Annotated in this window: 17 protein-coding genes; 10 read left to right on the top strand and 7 right to left on the bottom strand. The window is 67.4% G+C overall.

Translation table 11 applies throughout. From position 1 onward, the window contains the following. Positions 1 to 16 precede the first annotated feature (16 nt). The 3 genes from FBY28_RS12700 to car all read left to right on the top strand — a co-directional run bounded on the left by FBY28_RS12700 (position 17) and on the right by car (position 5,837). Entirely contained in the window at positions 17 to 1,297 is a 1,281-nt protein-coding gene (locus FBY28_RS12700; protein ID WP_141867263.1) for a PE-PPE domain-containing protein, read from the top strand. Positions 1,298 to 1,361: 64 nt separating this feature from the next. Next, a complete protein-coding gene (locus FBY28_RS12695) occupies positions 1,362 to 2,249 on the top strand; it encodes a DMT family transporter (protein WP_141867261.1) in 888 nt (295 codons plus the stop codon). 138 nt (positions 2,250 to 2,387) lie between these two features. Next, positions 2,388 to 5,837, top strand: a complete 3,450-nt coding sequence (car, locus tag FBY28_RS12690; protein ID WP_141867259.1) for a carboxylic acid reductase — start codon at positions 2,388 to 2,390, stop codon at positions 5,835 to 5,837. Here car and FBY28_RS12685 read toward each other — a convergent pair whose 3' ends face one another. Then, complete coding sequence (locus FBY28_RS12685) at positions 5,838 to 6,239, bottom strand: TIGR03668 family PPOX class F420-dependent oxidoreductase (RefSeq protein WP_141867257.1); 402 nt, start codon at positions 6,237 to 6,239, stop codon at positions 5,838 to 5,840. 95 nt (positions 6,240 to 6,334) lie between these two features. Here FBY28_RS12685 and FBY28_RS12680 point away from each other — a divergent pair, with 95 nt between their 5' ends. From FBY28_RS12680 to FBY28_RS12665, 4 genes are read left to right on the top strand one after another with little or no spacing between them, the layout of a single operon-like run. Then, complete coding sequence (locus tag FBY28_RS12680; protein WP_286178007.1) at positions 6,335 to 7,477, top strand: ABC transporter substrate-binding protein; 1,143 nt, start codon at positions 6,335 to 6,337, stop codon at positions 7,475 to 7,477. Between the two features lie 3 nt (positions 7,478 to 7,480). After that, the gene (locus FBY28_RS12675) at positions 7,481 to 8,323 is read left to right on the top strand and encodes an ABC transporter permease (protein WP_141867255.1); all 843 of its coding nucleotides are present in this window, start codon (positions 7,481 to 7,483) and stop codon (positions 8,321 to 8,323) included. Then, on the top strand, positions 8,320 to 9,087 hold the full coding sequence (locus FBY28_RS12670) for an ABC transporter permease (protein WP_141867253.1): 768 nt from the start codon (positions 8,320 to 8,322) through the stop codon (positions 9,085 to 9,087). Before FBY28_RS12675 ends, FBY28_RS12670 begins: the two co-directional genes overlap by 4 nt. Then, complete coding sequence (locus FBY28_RS12665) at positions 9,084 to 10,115, top strand: ABC transporter ATP-binding protein (protein ID WP_141867251.1); 1,032 nt, start codon at positions 9,084 to 9,086, stop codon at positions 10,113 to 10,115. The genes FBY28_RS12670 and FBY28_RS12665 overlap by 4 nt, the downstream gene beginning before the upstream one ends. 80 nt (positions 10,116 to 10,195) lie before the next feature. Here FBY28_RS12665 and FBY28_RS12660 read toward each other — a convergent pair whose 3' ends face one another. Both FBY28_RS12660 and FBY28_RS12655 read right to left on the bottom strand, forming a co-directional pair. Next, entirely contained in the window at positions 10,196 to 10,762 is a 567-nt protein-coding gene (locus FBY28_RS12660) for an orotate phosphoribosyltransferase (RefSeq protein ID WP_141867248.1), read from the bottom strand. A gap of 43 nt (positions 10,763 to 10,805) precedes the next feature. Continuing rightward, complete coding sequence (locus tag FBY28_RS12655; protein ID WP_019510590.1) at positions 10,806 to 11,609, bottom strand: HugZ family pyridoxamine 5'-phosphate oxidase; 804 nt, start codon at positions 11,607 to 11,609, stop codon at positions 10,806 to 10,808. Positions 11,610 to 11,716: 107 nt separating this feature from the next. Here FBY28_RS12655 and FBY28_RS12650 point away from each other — a divergent pair, with 107 nt between their 5' ends. Further along, the gene (locus FBY28_RS12650; RefSeq protein ID WP_141867246.1) at positions 11,717 to 12,979 is read left to right on the top strand and encodes a maltokinase N-terminal cap-like domain-containing protein; all 1,263 of its coding nucleotides are present in this window, start codon (positions 11,717 to 11,719) and stop codon (positions 12,977 to 12,979) included. Here the strand turns inward: FBY28_RS12650 and FBY28_RS12645 are convergent. The 3 genes from FBY28_RS12645 to FBY28_RS12635 are packed head-to-tail and all read right to left on the bottom strand — an operon-like array spanning position 12,976 to position 15,045. After that, a complete protein-coding gene (locus FBY28_RS12645) occupies positions 12,976 to 13,791 on the bottom strand; it encodes an ABC transporter permease (protein ID WP_286178005.1) in 816 nt (271 codons plus the stop codon). The two genes, FBY28_RS12650 and FBY28_RS12645, sit on opposite strands and share 4 nt — an antisense overlap. Further along, positions 13,781 to 14,587, bottom strand: a complete 807-nt coding sequence (locus tag FBY28_RS12640) for an ABC transporter ATP-binding protein (RefSeq protein ID WP_141867244.1) — start codon at positions 14,585 to 14,587, stop codon at positions 13,781 to 13,783. The genes FBY28_RS12645 and FBY28_RS12640 overlap by 11 nt, the downstream gene beginning before the upstream one ends. Then, a complete protein-coding gene (locus FBY28_RS12635) occupies positions 14,584 to 15,045 on the bottom strand; it encodes a MarR family winged helix-turn-helix transcriptional regulator (RefSeq protein WP_141867241.1) in 462 nt (153 codons plus the stop codon). The genes FBY28_RS12640 and FBY28_RS12635 overlap by 4 nt, the downstream gene beginning before the upstream one ends. Positions 15,046 to 15,242: 197 nt before the next feature. Between FBY28_RS12635 and FBY28_RS12630 the strand changes: the two genes are divergently transcribed. Next, positions 15,243 to 16,745 carry a SulP family inorganic anion transporter gene (locus FBY28_RS12630; protein ID WP_141867239.1) on the top strand — a complete coding sequence of 501 codons (1,503 nt, stop codon included), beginning with the start codon at positions 15,243 to 15,245 and terminating at the stop codon, positions 16,743 to 16,745. 10 nt (positions 16,746 to 16,755) lie between these two features. Beyond that, positions 16,756 to 17,154, top strand: a complete 399-nt coding sequence (locus FBY28_RS12625) for a MerR family transcriptional regulator (protein WP_141867237.1) — start codon at positions 16,756 to 16,758, stop codon at positions 17,152 to 17,154. Here the strand turns inward: FBY28_RS12625 and FBY28_RS12620 are convergent. Next, positions 17,144 to 17,695, bottom strand: coding sequence for an isochorismatase family protein (locus FBY28_RS12620; RefSeq protein WP_141867234.1), 552 nt, complete (start codon positions 17,693 to 17,695; stop codon positions 17,144 to 17,146). The genes FBY28_RS12625 and FBY28_RS12620 overlap by 11 nt on opposite strands. Positions 17,696 to 17,702: the final 7 nt, after the last annotated feature.

The following is a 17,702-nucleotide window of genomic DNA, read 5'->3' as shown; positions in this document are numbered from 1 at the left end:
AGCGAGCGGAGCCGGGTTGTCCAGAACACATGTCGTGGGGCTGGCCTCGGTGCTGACCCTGGCGGTCGGACTGTCGCAGGCCGCCCCGGTGCTCGCGGGCAGCACCTACTACCTGGAGGGCACCCGGATCGGGAACACCACCGGGCACCAGTCACCGCAGGATTTCGTCACCGATATGTACACCGGCGCCGGGCTGGGCGGGCCAGGTGATTTCCGGCAGGTGGACTACCCCGCGGCCATCGGACCCTTCTCCTCCGGTGGCCTGCAGGACCCGACCTGGAACACCTCGGTCGGGCGTGGGGTGGCCAACCTCGGCGAGCTGCCGGTCTCCGGTGACACGGTGTTCGGCTACTCGCAGGGCGCGGTGGTCGCCTCCGCCTACAAGGGCGGCCACCAGGCCAACGGTGTCAACTACGTCCTCGTCGAGAATCCGGGGCGGCCCAACGGCGGGATCATGGCGCGGTTCGGCGGCCTGTACGTGCCACTGCTGGACATCACCTTCAGCGGTCCGACACCGGTGGTGCGCGACCCGCAACCCGGGACCGGGGCCACGGTGGACATCGCCCGCCAATACGACGGGTGGGCGGACTTCCCGACCTATCCGCTGAACGTGCTGGCCACCGCCAACGCGATCCTCGGCATCATCTATCTGCACGGCGGAACCCAGGATCTCGACGCGACGGCGCTGTCGCGCATCGACACCGGCGACCCGCGCTACCACCAGCAGCACGGCGACACCACCTACTACCTGATCCCGACCGAACGCCTGCCGCTGCTGACGCCCCTTCGCGGGATACTGCCGGATCTGCTGCTCGACGCCATCGAGCGGCCGCTGCGGGCACTGGTCGAACTGGGATACGACCGCTCCGACTACAGCAAACCGACCGGAGCTGCGCTCCTTCCGCCGCTCGGCGCGATCTTCGCACCGCAGGCCCCGGCACGGCCGGCACCGGCAGCACCCGAGCCGAAACCGGTGGCCGAGGCCACCGTCGTGGATTCGTCGGCCCCGATCGTCGAGCACACCCGCGGACCGCGGGCCGGGTTCGGCGCGCGGGTGAACACGGCCGGGCGCGAGACCGAATCACTCGATGCCGCCGATATTGCCGATATTGCCGATCCGACAGACCCCGCGGACCCCACCGGCCTTGCCGACGTTGCAGGCCACGAGACGGATCACGAGGGGGATCACGAGGAAGATCACGGTATCGAGGTGCGCACGCCGCAAGGACCCGAGCCCACATCGAGCGGGCCGGCGGGAGCGGACACGGCACCGGAGCTGCCCACCGAAGAGCACTAGCGGCGGCCCGGGCGTCGGCGGTCGTCACCACCTAGGGTGGTGGCGTGACGATGAGGCCGCGCCGGTGATCGACCAGCTGCTCGTCGTCGTGTTCGCATTGTGCGCAGCGATTTTCGCCGCCATCGGCATCGTGGTGCGGCAGCGCGCGACGCTCGACGTACCCGAGGAACACGGTGTCAGCACCGTCATGTTCGCGACCCTGCTGCGACGTCCACTGTGGTGGGCCGGGACGGCCGCGGCTGTGGCCGGGTTCGTCTTCCAGGCGTTGGCGCTGGACAACGGATCGCTCATCGTCGTCCAACCCCTGCTGGTGTCGGCGCTGTTGTTCGCCCTCCCGCTCAGCGCCCGGTTGGCGCACCGGCGGGTGACACGCGGGGCCTGGTTGTGGGCACTGCTGCTCACCGCATCCCTGGCGGTATTCGTCCCGCTGGCCCACCCGCGCGTCAACGAACAGGTGGCTCCGGCGCCGACGGTGGCTTTCGTCATCACCATCTGCTCGGTGCTGGTGATCGGGTGCGTGGTGTTCGCGGTACGCCATACCGGCTGGAAACGTGCGGTGCCGTTGGCGGTCGCGGTCGGCGTGATGTTCGGTCTGGTCGCGGTGCTGACCAAGATTCTGATGTTCATGCTGGACCGCGGAAGTGCCGTCGCGGTGTTGGCGACCCCGGTGCCCTACGCTCTGGTCGCGCTGGGCGTACTCGCCACCCTGCTGCAGCAGTCGGCGTTCCACGCCGGATCGCTGCAGACGTCGGTCCCGACCATGGTTGTCGTCGAACCGATCGCCGCGGTGTTGTTCGGCGTGTTCCTCCTCGGCGAAACCCTAAACGCGAACCGCTGGGAGTCGGTGGTGCTTACCATCGCCGTCCTGGCCATGACCGCGGCCACCATCGCGCTGGGGCGTGACGAGGGCGCCTACGAGGAACGGTTGGAAGCCCAGGCACACCGGTCCTGACAGCCGTTTGGCAGGAAATCCGCAGGTTGTGGCGTTGGGGCATATCTTTAGTTTTGCTAACGTTGTACGCGTTGGTCGGTGAGGACGATGAGGTCCCCGGCCGTTGCAATACGTCGTGAGTAGATCCGAGGAAGTGTGATGTTCGCCGAAAATCTTGATGACCAGCAGCGCCTGGCCGACCTGTACGCCACCGATCCCGAGTTCGCCGCCGCGGCACCAGACCCCGCCATCGCCGACGCCGTCGCCGCTCCCGAGATGCGCCTGCCCGAGATCATCCGCACCGTCCTGACCGGATACGCCGAGCGGTCCGCGCTCGGCAGCCGTGCGGTCCAACTTGTCACCGATGAAGCCACCGGACGCACCCGTGCCGAGCTGCTCGGCCACTTCGAGACCATCACCTACGGACAGCTGTGGGACCGCGTCCGTGCCGTCACCAATGCCTGGTCCGACACCGTGCGCCCGGGTGACCGCGTGGCCATTCTCGGTTTCGGCAGCGTCGACTTCACGGTCGTCGACATCGCCCTGACCCAGCTCGGGGCGGTCTCGGTCCCGCTGCAGACCAGTGCGACGGCCGCCGCCCTTGCCCCGATCGTCGCCGAGACCGAACCGGCGCTGATCGCCTCGGATGTGAACCACCTCGATGACGCCGTGACGCTGGCGCTGGAGTCCGGTGTGGCGACCGTGGTGGTCTTCGATCAGAACCCCGCCGTCGACGACGACCGCGAGGCCGTCGCCGCCGCCACGGCCCGGCTCGACGGGCAGGCCCTGGTGACCCTCGACGAGGTGATCGCCGCCGGAGCCGAACGCCCGGACGTCGCGATCCCGGCGCAGGAGGGTGATCCGCTCTCGCTGCTGATCTACACCTCCGGCAGCACCGGCGCCCCCAAGGGCGCCATGTACCCGCAGGGCAAGGTTGCCGACATCTGGCGACCGGCCATCAACTCGCACTGGGATGCCCGCCAGGGGCACGTTCCGGCGATCGTGCTGAGCTTCATGCCGATGAGCCACGTCATGGGACGCGGCATCCTCTACGCCTCACTGGCCAGTGGTGGCGTCGTCAATTTCGCCGCCCGAGCCGACCTGTCCACACTGCTGGAGGATCTGGCCCTGACACGCCCGACACAGCTCAATTTCGTCCCACGGGTGTGGGACATGCTGTTCCAGGACTATCAGAGCCGCGCCACCCACGGCGGCTCCGAGGCCGACATCCTCGCCGATATGCGGACCAATCTGCTGGGCGGGCGCTATGTCAGCGCGCTCACCGGCTCGGCGCCGATCTCCCCCGAACTCAAGGCGTGGGTCGAGCGGCTGCTGGATCTGCACCTGGTCGAGGGCTACGGCTCGACCGAGGCCGGTGCGGTCTTCGTCGACGGTCAGATCAGCCGGCCGCCGGTGCTCGAGTACAAGCTGGTCGATGTTCCCGAACTGGGTTACCACTCGACCGATGTGCCACATCCCCGCGGCGAGTTGCTGATCCGTTCCGAGCAGCTGTTCCCGGGCTACTACAAGCGCCCCGAGGTCACGGCGTCGGTCTTCGACGAGGACGGTTTCTACCGGACCGGTGACATCGTGGCCGAGCTCGGTCCCGACCAGGTCGCCTACATCGACCGGCGCAACAATGTGCTCAAGCTGTCCCAGGGTGAGTTCGTCACCGTCTCCAAGCTGGAAGCGGTGTTCAACACCGCGCCACTGGTGCACCAGATCTACATCTACGGCAACAGCGCCCGGCCCTACCTGCTGGCCGTGGTGGTGCCCACCGACCCCGCTGCAACCAAGGCCGAGATCGCCGATTCGCTGAAGGCGGCGGCGCGCAAGGCCGACCTGCAGAGCTACGAACTCCCGCGCGACTTCCTGGTCGAGACAAAGGAGTTCACCACCGAGAACGGGCTGCTGACCGGGATCAAGAAGTTGGCATGGCCGAAACTGAAGGAGCGTTACGGTGCCGAGCTGGAGCAGCTCTACACCGATCTGGCCGACGGCCAGGCCGGCGAGTTGCAGGCACTGCGGGCCACCGGTGCCGATGCGCCGGTGTTGGAGACCGTGGGCCGTGCCGCCGTGGCACTGCTCGGCGCCGCCAGCTCCGATATCGCACCCGATGTGCATTTCACCGATCTCGGTGGTGACTCGTTGTCGGCGTTGACATTCGGCAACCTGCTGGCCGACATCTTCGACGCCGAGGTGCCGGTCAGCGTGATCGTCAGTCCGACAGCGGATCTGGCCTCGATTGCCGCGCACATCGAGACGCAGCGCTCCGGTTCGGGTCTGCGGCCGAGCTTCGCCTCGGTGCACGGCAAGGACGCCACGGTGGCTCGGGCCGCCGACCTGACCCTGGACAAGTTCATCGATGCCGAGACACTGGCGGCCGCGCGCGATCTTGCCGGACCGGCGACCAATGTGCGCACCGTCCTGCTGACCGGCGCCACCGGATTCCTTGGCCGCTACCTGGCCCTGGAGTGGCTGGAACGGATGAACCTGGTCGACGGCAAGGTGATCGCCCTGGTGCGGGCCCGCTCCGATGCCGAGGCACGCGCGCGCCTGGATGCCACCTTCGACACGGGTGACCCGAAACTCGTTGCGCACTATCGGGAACTGGCCGACAAGCACCTGGAGGTGCTCGCCGGTGACAAGGGTGAGCACGATCTCGGACTGGATCGCCAGACCTGGCAGCGGCTGGCCGATACGGTCGACCTGATCGTCGACCCGGCGGCCCTGGTCAACCACGTGCTGCCCTACAACGAATTGTTCGGGCCCAATGCGCTCGGCACCGCCGAGCTGATTCGCGTCGCGTTGACCACCCGCATCAAGCCGTTCGTGTACGTCTCGACCATCGGTGTCGGGGCGGGTATCGAGCCGGGGCGCTTCGTCGAGGACGCCGATATCCGCGAGATCAGCGCCACCCGGGTGCTCGACGACAGCTACGCCAACGGGTACGGGGCCAGCAAGTGGGCGGGTGAAGTTCTGCTCCGCGAGGCGCACGAGCAGTTCGGGCTCCCGGTCTCGGTGTTCCGCTGCGACATGATCCTGGCCGACACCAGCTACGCCGGTCAGCTCAACCTGCCGGACATGTTCACCAGGATGATGTTCAGCCTGGTGGCCACCGGTATCGCCCCGAAGTCGTTCAATCAGCTTGACGCCCAGGGCAATCGGCAGCGCAGCCACTATGACGGCCTGCCGGTCGAGTTCATCGCCGAAGCCATCTCGACCCTCGGTGCCGATGTCACCGACGGTTTCGAGACCTACCACGTGATGAACCCGCACGATGACGGTCTCGGTCTCGACGAGTTCGTCGACTGGCTCATCGACGCGGGACACCCGATCCGGCGTATCGATGACTACCAGGCGTGGTTCGAGCAGTTCGGTGCCACCTTGCGGACGCTGCCGGACCGGCAACGGCAGGCTTCACTGCTGCCGCTGTTGCACAACTACACCACCCCGGGCCTGCCGGTGAACGGCGCCATGGCGCCCACCGATGTGTTCCGCACGGCGGTGCAGGAAGCGAAAATCGGTCCGGACAAGGATATTCCGCATGTCAGCCGGGACGTGATCGTCAAGTACGTCACCGACCTGCAATTTCTCGGCCTGCTGTAATCAGGCCTGCCAGACGGCCCAGTGGTGGACTTTGATCTCCACCACTGGGCCGTCGAGCGCGGTGCGTTCGTACTGCGGGTACTTCGCGCGAAGCAGCCCGTATCCGATGGCCATCTGCTCACCGTCGTGATGCACGGTGGCCGTGCCGTCGGCGCGCACCCACCACAGCGCCGACCAGTCGTCCTCATAGTGATCGACCAGCAGGCTCACCCGCGGGTTCACCTCGATATTGGCCAGCCTGCGCAGCCGCTGTGTGGACTTCCGCTTGGCGTCGACCGCCGTGTACACCGTGTTGCCGTCGACGGCGAAGACCACCGGCACCAGATGCGGCACCCCGTGATCGTCGGCGGTGGACAGCGCGGCGACGGGTGCGTCGGCGAACAGGGCATGCGGTTCGGCCATCCTCCGATCGTAGAACCCGGTAGCGTCGGACCTCGTTCACCGAGATGTCAGGTCACGGCCACCAACCGGTCGTCTGCCCATCGGAAGGTTCCCACATGTTGATTTCGTCGACCGGTCGCACGCAGCGACGAGGAATGGCAGTCGCCGCGGCGGTGCTCGTCGGGGCGGGCCTGGTCGCCTGTGCACCGCCGGAGAAGGACCAGGCCACCGAAGGCGGCGGCAGCAACGCCCGCACCGCCACCTCGGCAGCCGATTTCGGCGGTATCCAGGGCCTGATCGAGGCGGCCAAGGCCGAGGGCGAACTCAACGTCATCGCCCTGCCCGATGACTGGGCCAACTACGGCCAGATCATCAAGACCTTCGGTGACAAGTACGGCATCAAGGTGAACTCGACTCAACCCGGTGCCAGCAGCCAGGAGGAGATCAACGCCGCCGAACAGCAGAAGGGCCGCAGCACCGCACCGGATGTCTTCGATCTCGGGCAGTCGGTGGCACTGGCCAACACCGACAGGTTCGCGCCGTATAAAGTCGAGCACTTCGGTGAGATATCGGACTCGTTCAAGCATCCAGACGGTCTGTGGGTCAACGACTATGGCGGCTACATGTCCATCGGCTACGACTCCACCAAGGTGCCCACCATCGCCGGTGTCGACGACCTGCTCAAGCCCGAGTTCGCGGGCAAGGTGGCACTCAACGGTGATCCGACACAGGCCGGGGCCGCGTTCTCCGGCGTGATGATGGTCGCCGTGTCCCAGGGCGGTTCCCCCGATGACATCGCCCCCGGGGTGGAGTTCTTCCGGAAACTCAACGAGGCGGGCAACTTCCTGCCGGTCGACCCCACCCCGGCCACCATCGCCTCCGGGCAGACACCGGTGGTGCTGGACTGGGACTACCTCAATGTCGAACAGTCCAAGAAGGTTCCGGGCTGGAAGGTCGTCATCCCGCCCAATGCGGCCGTGGCGGGCTACTACTTCCAGGCCATCAACAAAGACGCGCCGCATCCCGCGGCAGCGCGGCTGTGGCAGGAGTTCCTGTACAGCGACGAGGGGCAGAACCTGTACCTCGCCGGTGGCGCACGGCCGGTTCGCGCGGACTGGATGGTCACCCACGGCACCATCGATCGCGAGACGTACGGCACCCTGCCTCCGGTCGACGGTGCGGCCACCTTCGTCACCGTCGAGCAGAACGCGGCCGCGACGAAATATCTGGAAGCCAACTGGGCCAAGGCCATCGGCTGAGAAGTGCGCTACCTCCGGCAGGCCCTTCCGCTGCTGCCGTTCCTGGCAGTGGTCACGGTCTTCCTGCTCATCCCGACCGTGACGGTCATCGTCAACGCCTTCGTCGTGGACGGCAGGTTCTCCCTCGAACTCGTCGGCGCGCTGTTCGGCCAGGCGCCGCTGACCGCGCTGGTGCGCAGTCTGGTGCTCTCGGCTTCGAGCGCGCTGATCGGTGCGGTCGGCGGCGCGGTGCTGGCCTGGCTGATCCTGAGCAGCCCGCCGCGCTCGTTGATCCGGCGTGCCGTGCTGGCCCTGTCCAGTGTGCTGGCTCAGTTCGGCGGTGTGGCATTGGCTTTCGCATTTCTGGCGACGGTGGGTATCAACGGTGTGCTCACGCTGTGGTTGCAGAACCTGTTGAGTGTGAACATCGCGCCGGGCGGCTGGTTGTACAGCCTGCCGGGATTGATCCTGGTGTACACCTACTTCCAGATCCCGCTGATGGTCATCGTGTTCCTGCCCGCCCTGGAGGGCCTGCGTGCGCAGTGGCGTGAGGCCGCGGTCAGCCTGGGGGCGAGCACCTGGCAGTACTGGCGGACGGTGGCACTGCCCTTGCTGACGCCGGCCTTCCTCGGCTCGACACTGCTGTTGTTCGCCAACGCATTCGCCGCGTATGCCACCGCGGCGGCATTGGTCAGTCAGGGCAGTCCGATTGTGCCGCTGCTGATCCGCGCGGCGTTGACCAGTGAGGTGGTGCTCGGTCAGGCCGGGCTGGCCTATGCCCTTGCCTTGGAGATGATCGTGGTGGTCGCCATCGTGATGATCGCCTACAACCTGTTGGTGCGCCGGACCGCCCGGTGGTTGCGATGACCCGGCCTGTGCGCGTCCTGCTGTGGCTCGGTTTCGGTGCCTTCTTCCTGTTCCCGCTCTATGCGATGGCCGATTTCGCGACCCGTGACCCGTTCGGCGGCGGCCGCACCATGGCGGCCTGGTCGAATCTGGTCACCGATGAGGCGCTGCTGACCGCGATCGTCACCTCGCTGCTGCTGGCGGTACTGACCGTGGCGGCCATGCTGGCGCTGCTGGTCCCCACCATGATCTGGGTTCGGCTGCGTGCCCCGTGGGCGAATCGGTTGGTGGAGTTCCTGTGCCTGCTGCCGTTGACGATTCCCGCGTTGGTGGTGGTCGTCGGGCTGCGCAACGTGTACCTGTGGGTGACCTACCTGCTCGGTGAGTCGGCGCTGACGCTGACATTCGTCTACATCGTGCTGGTGTTGCCGTTCGCCTACCGGGCGCTGGATTCGGCGCTGTCGGCGATCGATCTGCGGACGTTGTCGGAGGCGGCCCGGTCGCTGGGGGCGGGCTGGACGTCGACCATCGTGCGGGTGATCGTGCCCAATATCGGCACCGGCATCCTGTCGGCGGCCTTCATCTCGATCGCCGTGGTGCTCGGCGAGTACACCGTGGCCTCACTGTCCGGATTCCAGACGCTGCCGGTGCAGATCGTCGAACTCGGCCGAAGTGACGGCCCGACATCGGTGGCGGCATCGCTGGCCACGTTGATCTTCGGCTTCGGGCTGCTGTTGGGGCTGTCGTTGCTGACCGGACGGAAGAGGCGGCGCGGACACTCATGAGCGTGGCTGTTGAATTACGGGACCTGACACGCACTTTCGGGACGGTGAACGCCCTGGACGGGCTGAACCTGCGGATCGAACCGGGGGAGCTGGTGGCCCTGCTGGGGCCGTCGGGCTGTGGCAAGACCACCGCGCTGCGCATCCTGGCCGGCCTCGAGGAGGCGACGTCGGGATCGGTGCTCGTCGACGGCCGCGATATCACCGGGGTGCCGGCGAACAAGCGCGATATGGGGATGGTGTTCCAGGCCTACAGCCTGTTCCCGCATCTGACGGTGCTCGACAACGTCGCCTTCGGGCTGAAGATGCGCGGGGTGGGTGCCGGCGAACGGCGGTCGCGGGCGGCCGAGATGCTGGAGCTGGTCGGGTTGTCTGCCCAGTCGGGGCGCTATGCCGACGAGTTGTCCGGCGGTCAGCAGCAGCGGGTGGCGCTGGCCCGTGCGCTGGCGGTGCGTCCGCGGGTGCTGCTGCTCGACGAGCCGCTCTCGGCGCTGGACGCCAAGGTGCGGATCCAGCTGCGTGACGAGATCCGCCGGGTGCAGCTGGAGGTGGGGACGACGACGCTGTTCGTCACCCATGACCAGGAGGAGGCGCTGGCCGTTGCCGACCGGGTGGGCGTGATGAACGCCGGCCGGTTGGAGCAGCTGGCGGTCCCGGCCGAGCTCTACGCCCACCCGGCAACCCCATTCGTCGCGGATTTCGTCGGGCTCAGCAACAAGGTGGCGGCCACGGTGTCCGGCGGCACGGCCGGCCTGCTCGGCGTTTCGGTCCCCGCGCTGCCCGGCTCGGTGGACGGCGCCGGAGTGGCGATGGTGCGCCCGGAATCGGTGACCGTGCAGGCCGATCCGGCGGGGCAGGCGACGGTGGTCGCGGTGTCGTTCCTCGGCGCGATATCCCGGGTCAGTGTGACGTCGGCGGACGGCGCGGCGCTCTACGCCCAGATGAACAGTTCGGCGGCACGGGCGTTCGCGCCGGGCGATCGGGTCACCGTGGGGCTGGAACCGAGCGGCGTGCTCGTCGTCGCCGAGTAGGCGGCGCAGAGTAGTCGTCGCCGAGTAGGCGGCGCAGAGTAGTCGTCGCCGAGTAGGCGGCGCAGAGTAGCGGTCGCGGGTCAGACGGCCTTGACCGGGTCGATGCCGAGGTCCCGATAGGAGACCAGGGCCGCGAAGGGTACACCGAGACCGCCGAACAATTCGGCCGCGACATCACCGCGGTCCACCATCGGGATCACCCCGGTGACCGTCACACCGACCTCCAGCACCCGGTCGTAGGCCTTCTTGGTCGATCCGCCGGTGCTGATCACATCGTCGACCAGCAGAACGCGGTCACCGGGGGACAGTCGGGTGCCCTCGATCCACTGTTCGCGGCCGCGTTGCTTCTGTTCCTTGCGGACCGAGAACCACGCCGCTCCGGTGACCATCGCGATGCCGTGGGCCAACGGATCGGCGCCCATGGTCAACCCGCCGACCGCGTCGAACTCGATACCGTGTGCGGCGGCCAGATCGGCGACGGCGCGGCTGACGGTGGCGAGCCGCTCACCGTTGTCGATGGCGTGCTTGCCGTCGATGTAGTCATGGCTCAGCTGGCCGCTGACCAGTTTGAACGGCTCCTCGCGCCGCTCGTGGGCGCGGGTGCGAATCAGATCGAAGGCGGCCTGCCAGCTGTCCGGACGTTGCATACGGCGATCGTATTGCACCGCGCAGGGGCGGTGTGAGAACGGTTCAGCCCCGCTGGGCCCGCCGCGTCAGTTCCACTGCGGCCGCGCGCAACTCACCGATGCCATCGATGGGCTTGAGGTAACCGGCCCGGGTGTAGGCGATTCCGCGGGGCGTGTCCACCCGCAGGTCGAGGCCGTATCGGTCGGCCCCGGTGCAGGTCGCGGCGGTGGCATCGGGATATCCACCGAGCGCTCTGGCCATGGCCGTCAGCGCATCGGCGTGGTCGGCGTTGAGGTGGGCGATGGCGCCCGCGGAATGCGGCGCGACGGGGTCGGGTGCGGCGGCGGTGTACTGCGCCCCGGTGGTGGAATCCATCCGGCCGTAGCCACCGACCCAGCGCACCCGCTGTACGTCGAGCACCCACAGCGTGAAATCGCTGTAGTCGATGTAGTACTTGGCGGCGGGAACCGCGTCGAGGTGGGCCTGCCGGGCGGCGTCCAGCGCGGCGCCGGTGGGCCGGACGGCCACGCCGGCCAGCGTGATGCGACCCGATGCCAGCGGGTCGTCCGGCGTCTCGGGGGCGACGATGGCGATGCTGGCCCGCTGGTCACCGGCGAGGTTGCGGCCGTGTTCGGCGAGGTTGGACACGCACAGCACCGGTGCGCCCTCGTGCAGACCGTAGGTGACGAAGGATGCCCACGGATCACCGTCGGAGGTCAGGGTGGCCAGCGTCGCGGTATTGGTGGACGCCGCGATGGTGCGCGCCTCCTCCGCAGCCGACGGGCGGGTGGCGTCGCTCACCGGGGCCGTCGGTGGCGGGATCGACGGGGCGTCGCCCGGATCGCCGTGGTCGCGCAGATCAGCCATAGCGGCACCCTACCGAAACCCGGGGCGGGTGTACGCGGACGCACAGTCGGGTACGAGGGTGGAAGGGGACGGCATCCGGGCCGCCCCGCGACTACGTTGGAGAAGCGATGACCTTGCCGTTCGCCCAGTGGCTACCCCGACAGCGGTGGTACGGCGGGCGCGGCCGCGACCTGACCGACGTCCGCCCGACGGTGGTGCCACTCGGCGAGGACCTCGACCTGGTCCTGCTCGAAGTCGACTACGCCGACGGGTCCGTCGATCGCTATCAGGTGATGGTGCGCTGGGACTCCGGCGCCGAGCACACCGCGATCGGCACCGATGCCGGCCGCACCGGATACGACGCCCTCACCGATCCCGAGGTGGCCGGCCGACTGCTGGGGCTGATCGGCGAATCCGCCACGATCGGACCGGTCAGCTTCTCGGCCGAACCCGACGCCCAGTGGGGTCCGGCGACACCGGTGCGCAGCATGGGCGCCGAACAGTCGAACACCAGCGTGGTGTTCGGCGACCACTCGATCATGAAGGCATTCCGCAGGTTGACCCCCGGGATCAACCCCGATATCGAACTGACCCGGGCGCTGGCCGGTAATCCGCATATCACCGCACTGCTCGGCTCCTATGAAATCGCCTGGAACGGTGAGCAGTACACGCTGGGCATGGTGAGCGTCTTCGCCGCGGGATCATCCGACGGCTGGTCGGTGGCCGAGCGGCGCACCGAGGATTTGCGTTCGGCGGAAGCGGATTTCGTGCAGGAGTCACTCCTGCTCGGTGAGGCGGTGGCCTCGGTGCACCTGTCCTTGGCCGAGACCCTCGGCAGCCGGATGACCGCGTTCCCGGCACAGACGCTGATCGATCGGGCCCGGTCGGTGGCGTCGTCGGTGCCCGAGGTCGCCGCACGCCTCGCCCAGATCGAGCAGTGCTATCGGCAGGTCGCCGACGAGCCGACCCCGCAACAGCGCGTCCACGGCGACCTGCACCTCGGTCAGGTGTTGCACACGCCCGCCGGCTGGCTGATCATCGATTTCGAGGGCGAACCCGGGCAGCCGCTGGCCGAGCGCCGTCGCCCGGACTCCCCGCTGCGAGATGTGGCGGGAATGCTGCGCTCCTACGATTACGTTGCCTCGCAACGGTTGCTGGCGGTCCAGGATGCCGACCTCGAGGTGGCCGCCCGCGAGTGGGTTCAGCGCAACCGCAAGGCTTTCTGCGACGGGTATGCCTCGGTCGGCGGACTCAATCCGTGGGATTCGGCCGGTGTGTTGTTGGCCTATGAGCTGGACAAGGCGGTCTATGAGGTGGGCTACGAATCGCGCTACCGCCCGACCTGGCTGCCGATCCCGCTGGGTGCACTGGACCGGTTGCTGGGCAACTAACGCACCAGCCGGCGCAGCAGTGCCGATGCGGTGAGCACTCCGAGCGCCGCCGACCCGACCAGCACCGCGATGTCCAACGCCGCATTGGTGGGCGTTCCGATCAGCAGGCCGCGCAGGGCATTCACTTCATAGCTCAGGGGATTGACCGCCGACAGCCAGCGTAACCACTGGGGCATGACCTCCACCGGGTACAGCGCATTGGAGGCGAAGAACAGCGGCATGGTGATGGCCTGGCCGATGCCCATCAGTCGGTCCCGGTTGCGCACCAGCCCGGCCAGCGACATCGACAGGCAGGCGAAGAACGCCGAGCCGAGCATCACGACCGCCATCGCGCCGAGGATGCGCAACGGGTTCACCGTCATGTGCACACCGATCACATACGCCAGCGCGACGACACCGATGACCTGCACCACCGAACGCACCCCGGCGGCGAACGCCTTCCCGGTGATCAGGGCCGACGGTGGTGCCGGAGTGACCATCAGTTTGGCGAGGATGCCCGCATCGCGGTCCCAGATGATCTGGATGCCATAGAAGATCGAGATGAACAGTGCCGACTGCGCGATGATCCCCGGTGCCAGGAACGCCAGATACGGCACGCCGCCGGTGTCGATGACGCCGAGCCGGTTGAAGGTCTGCCCGAAGATGATCAGCCACAGGGCGGGCTGCACCATACGGGTGAACAACTCGGTGCGGTCGTGCCGCAGCTTCTGCACCTCGACGAGGGCGAATGCGCCCATCCGCGAGCCGATTCCGGGTATCCGGCGCCAGCCGCGCGGGTCCCGGACCAGGGGTACGGGGATATCAACCGACACGGCGGGCCGTCCTTCGGGCGGCGCGGACCTCACGCAGGCCGGCCTGCGCCGCGTTGTCGAGGTCCGAGCCGGCATAGTGGCGGAACACGTCCTCCAGGGTGGCGTCCTTGCCGACGGTCGACTTCAGTTCGGACGGGGTGCCTTCGGCCTGCAGCCGGCCGTGGTGCATCAGGACCACCCGATCGCACAGGGCGTCCGCCTCGCCCATGTAGTGCGTCGTCAGCAACACCGCCATCCCGAAGTCCTGCTGCATACGTTCGACCTGGTCCCAGACACTGTCGCGGGCAATCGGATCCAGACCGACGGTCGGTTCGTCGAGGAGCAGCAGCGAGGGACGGTTCACCAGTGCCTGCGCGAGCTCGAGACGACGCACCATACCGCCGGAGAAGCTGCCCGCGGGTTTGTCGGCGACCGCGGAGAGTCCCATGGCCTCGATCGCCTCGGTCACCCGGGCGGCGCGATCCCGGCGCCCGATATCGTAGAGGCGGGCGAACAATTCGACGTTTTGCCGACCCGTCAGCGCCGCCTCGATCGAGAGTTGTTGCGGCACATAGCCGATGTTGTAACGGATGTCCATGGTGTCGCGGCGGGCGTCCAGGCCGAAGATGTGGACCTGCCCATCCTGGATCGGGGTGAGGGTGGTCAGTACGCGGATCGCGGTGGTCTTGCCGGCCCCGTTGGGCCCGAGCAGGCCCACCGTCTCACCCGGTCGGACCAGCAGATCCAGCTCGTCCACTGCGGTGAACTTGCCGTAGCGATGAGTGAGTCCGCGACAGTCGATGGCAGGCGGGGTCATGTGTTGTCCTCCTGCAGGATCCGGGTGAGCTCGGTGAGGACGTCCAGTCCGGCGGTGAGCGCGGCGATCTGGTCGTCGTCGAGTCGGTCCAGCGCCCCCGCCAGTGCGGTGCGTCTGGCATCGCGGGACCAGTCGGCGATCTGCTGCGCGGCGGGAGCGAGCCGCAACCGGCCCACCCGGCGGTCGCTGCTGTCCACCGAACGGATCAACAGGTCGTCGGCGGCCAGCCGGGAGACCAACGTGGAGGCGGTGTTGGCGGCCAGGCAGAGCTCGGCGGCCGCGTCGCGCACCGATACCCCCGGGCGGCGGCCGACGAGTCGCAACAGCTCGGTCTGTGACTGGGTCAGACCGTCGTGGTCGAATCCGCCTGCCGTGCCTTTTGTGGATCGGCGCAGCTGGCGACGGAATCGTCCGACCACGCCGAACAGTTCGCCGGCCAGATCGGTGCGGGTGCGCATGGCCCACACATTACCTCTGTTACAGAGCTATCTGCATGCGCGATGACGGACGGGCCGGCCGGTCGATCCGACGCGCCGATTTCCCCGCAACTCTCCCCTCGGGGTAGGGTTGGCGAGGCGGACGCGAACAGTGTTTCCGTCCAACACTTCTGGCGCAGCGTGGCGCACCACATCACCAGCTTCTCGAGGAGTCCCTCGTGCCCATCACCCCTGCGCGGGAACAGTCTGTACTGGCCGCATTGCGCTCACCGCGACGGCTGCGCACCGAGGTCCTCGCCGGCCTGGTGGTTGCGTTGGCATTGATTCCCGAGGCGATCTCGTTCTCCATCATCGCCGGCGTCGACCCACGGGTCGGACTGTTCGCCTCGTTCACCATGGCGGTCACCATCGCCCTGGTGGGTGGCCGACCGGCGATGATCAGCGCCGCGACGGGAGCTGTCGCGCTGGTGGTGGCGCCCTTGGTGCGCAGCCACGGGTTGGATCACCTCATCGCGGCGGTGCTGCTGGCGGGTGTCATCCAGGTGATCCTCGGCGGCCTGGGGGTGGCCCGTCTGATGCGGTTCATCCCGCGCAGCGTCATGGTCGGATTCGTCAACGCGCTGGCCATCCTGATCTTTGTCTCCCAGGTTCCGCACCTGCTCGGTGTTCCGTGGCTGGTGTATCCGATGGTCGCGGTCGGGATATTGCTGATGATCCTGCTGCCCAGGATCACCACCGCGATCCCCGCCCCACTGGTGGCGATCGTCGTGCTGACCGCTGCCACGATCGGACTGGGCTGGTCGGTGCCGAACGTCGGCGACGAGGGGCAGCTTCCTTCCAGCCTGCCGTCGCTGCTGATTCCGGAGGTGCCGTGGACCTGGCAGACATTGGGGGTGATCGCGCCCTACGCGTTGACCATGGCGGTGGTGGGTCTGCTGGAGTCGCTCATGACGGCCAAACTCGTCGACGACATCACCGACACGCCCTCGAACAAGTCGCGTGAGGCAATCGGTCAGGGGGTGGCCAATGTGGTCACCGGTCTGTTCGGTGGCATGGGCGGTTGCGCGATGATCGGCCAGACCATGATCAACGTCAAGGTCTCGGGTGCCCGTACCCGGATCTCCACCTTCCTGGCCGGCGCGTTCCTGCTCGCCCTCGTTGTCGGCCTCGGTGACCTGGTCGCGCAGATTCCGATGGCTGCCCTGGTCGCCGTGATGATCATGGTGTCGGTGGCCACTCTCGACTGGCACAGCGTGCACCCGAAGACGTTGCGTCGCATGCCCAAGAGCGAAACTGCCGTCATGCTGGCGACGGTCGCGGTCACGGTGGCCACCGACAATCTCGCCTATGGGGTCGGGGTCGGGACATTGACCGCCATGGTGTTGTTCGCCCGCCGCGTCGCACACCTGACCGAGGTTGTCGAGATGTCGGACTCCGATGCCGGGAGCGATGCGGACACCCGCGTCTACGCTGTCCGGGGCGAGCTCTTCTTCGCATCGAGCAACGACCTCATATACCAGTTCGACTACGAAGCCGACCCGCGAAACATCGTCATAGACATGAGTCAGGCGCACATCTGGGATGCCTCGACGGTGGCCACCCTGGATGCGATCACCACCAAGTACGCGGCCAAGGGTAAGAATGTCACCATCATCGGGATGAACGACAACAGTGCGCAGCGCCATGCCCGCCTCAGTGGTCGCATGGAGTCCGCCCACTAGGGGGCGTAGCGTGGGCGAGCTTTTACAGATTGGCGATGTCGCTGCCCGAACCGAGTTGTCCATCAAGACGATCCGACATTATGACGAAGTCGGTCTGGTGACCCCCTCGGCGCGTTCAGCCGGTGGTTTCCGGCTCTACACCGCCGGAGATATCGATCGCCTGCTGTCGATTCGGCGGATGAAGCCCCTGGGCTTCACGCTCGAAGAGATGCGTGAGCTGCTCGACGCCCTCGCCGTGATCGGTGACGTGTCGTCGGACCCAGAACGGCAAACCCAAGCCAGGCATCACCTGGCCGACTGCCATGAGCGTGCCCGGCAGGCGTCCGCGAAGTTGGCCCGGAACCTGGCCTATGCCGAAGAACTGATCGGGCAGCTGTCGGACTACGGCACCGCGGACCCTACTCGGTGACCTCGACGCCGCGCGCCCGTAGCAGGGTCACCGCCTCGGCTGTGGTGTCCGCGGCGACTCCCGCGCACAGCGGTAGCAGCACGCGCGTGCGCAACCCGGCGGCAGCGGCGTCCAGCGCGGTCGCCCGCACGCAGTAGTCGGTGGCGATACCCACCACGTCCACGGCGTCCACACCGCGGCGGGCCAGCCAATCGGTCAGCGAAGTGCCATCGGCATCGGTGCCCTCGAAACCGCTGTAGGCGGCCGAGAACTCACCCTTGGTGAACACCGCCTCGACCGCGGCGGGGTCGAGATTTTCGTGGAAGTCCACTCCGGGGGTGCCGACCACGCAGTGCCGAGGCCAGGACACCCGGTAGTCCGGGGTATCGGAGAAATGCTCACCGGGATCGATGTGGAAATCCATGGTCGCGACCACATGGTCGTAGTCGTGACCGGTGAGCAGGCCGGTGATGGCACCGGCGACGGCGGCACCACCTTCGACGGCCAACGATCCGCCCTCACAGAAATCCTTCTGCACATCCACCACGATCAGCGCACGCATGCAGACA

It is taken from the genome of Arthrobacter sp. SLBN-53, assembly GCF_006715585.1.
GTDB classification, from domain to species: domain Bacteria; phylum Actinomycetota; class Actinomycetes; order Mycobacteriales; family Mycobacteriaceae; genus Mycobacterium; species Mycobacterium neoaurum_A.
Note: the sequence above shows the minus strand (reverse complement) of the source record. Positions and strands in the feature narration are given on the sequence as shown.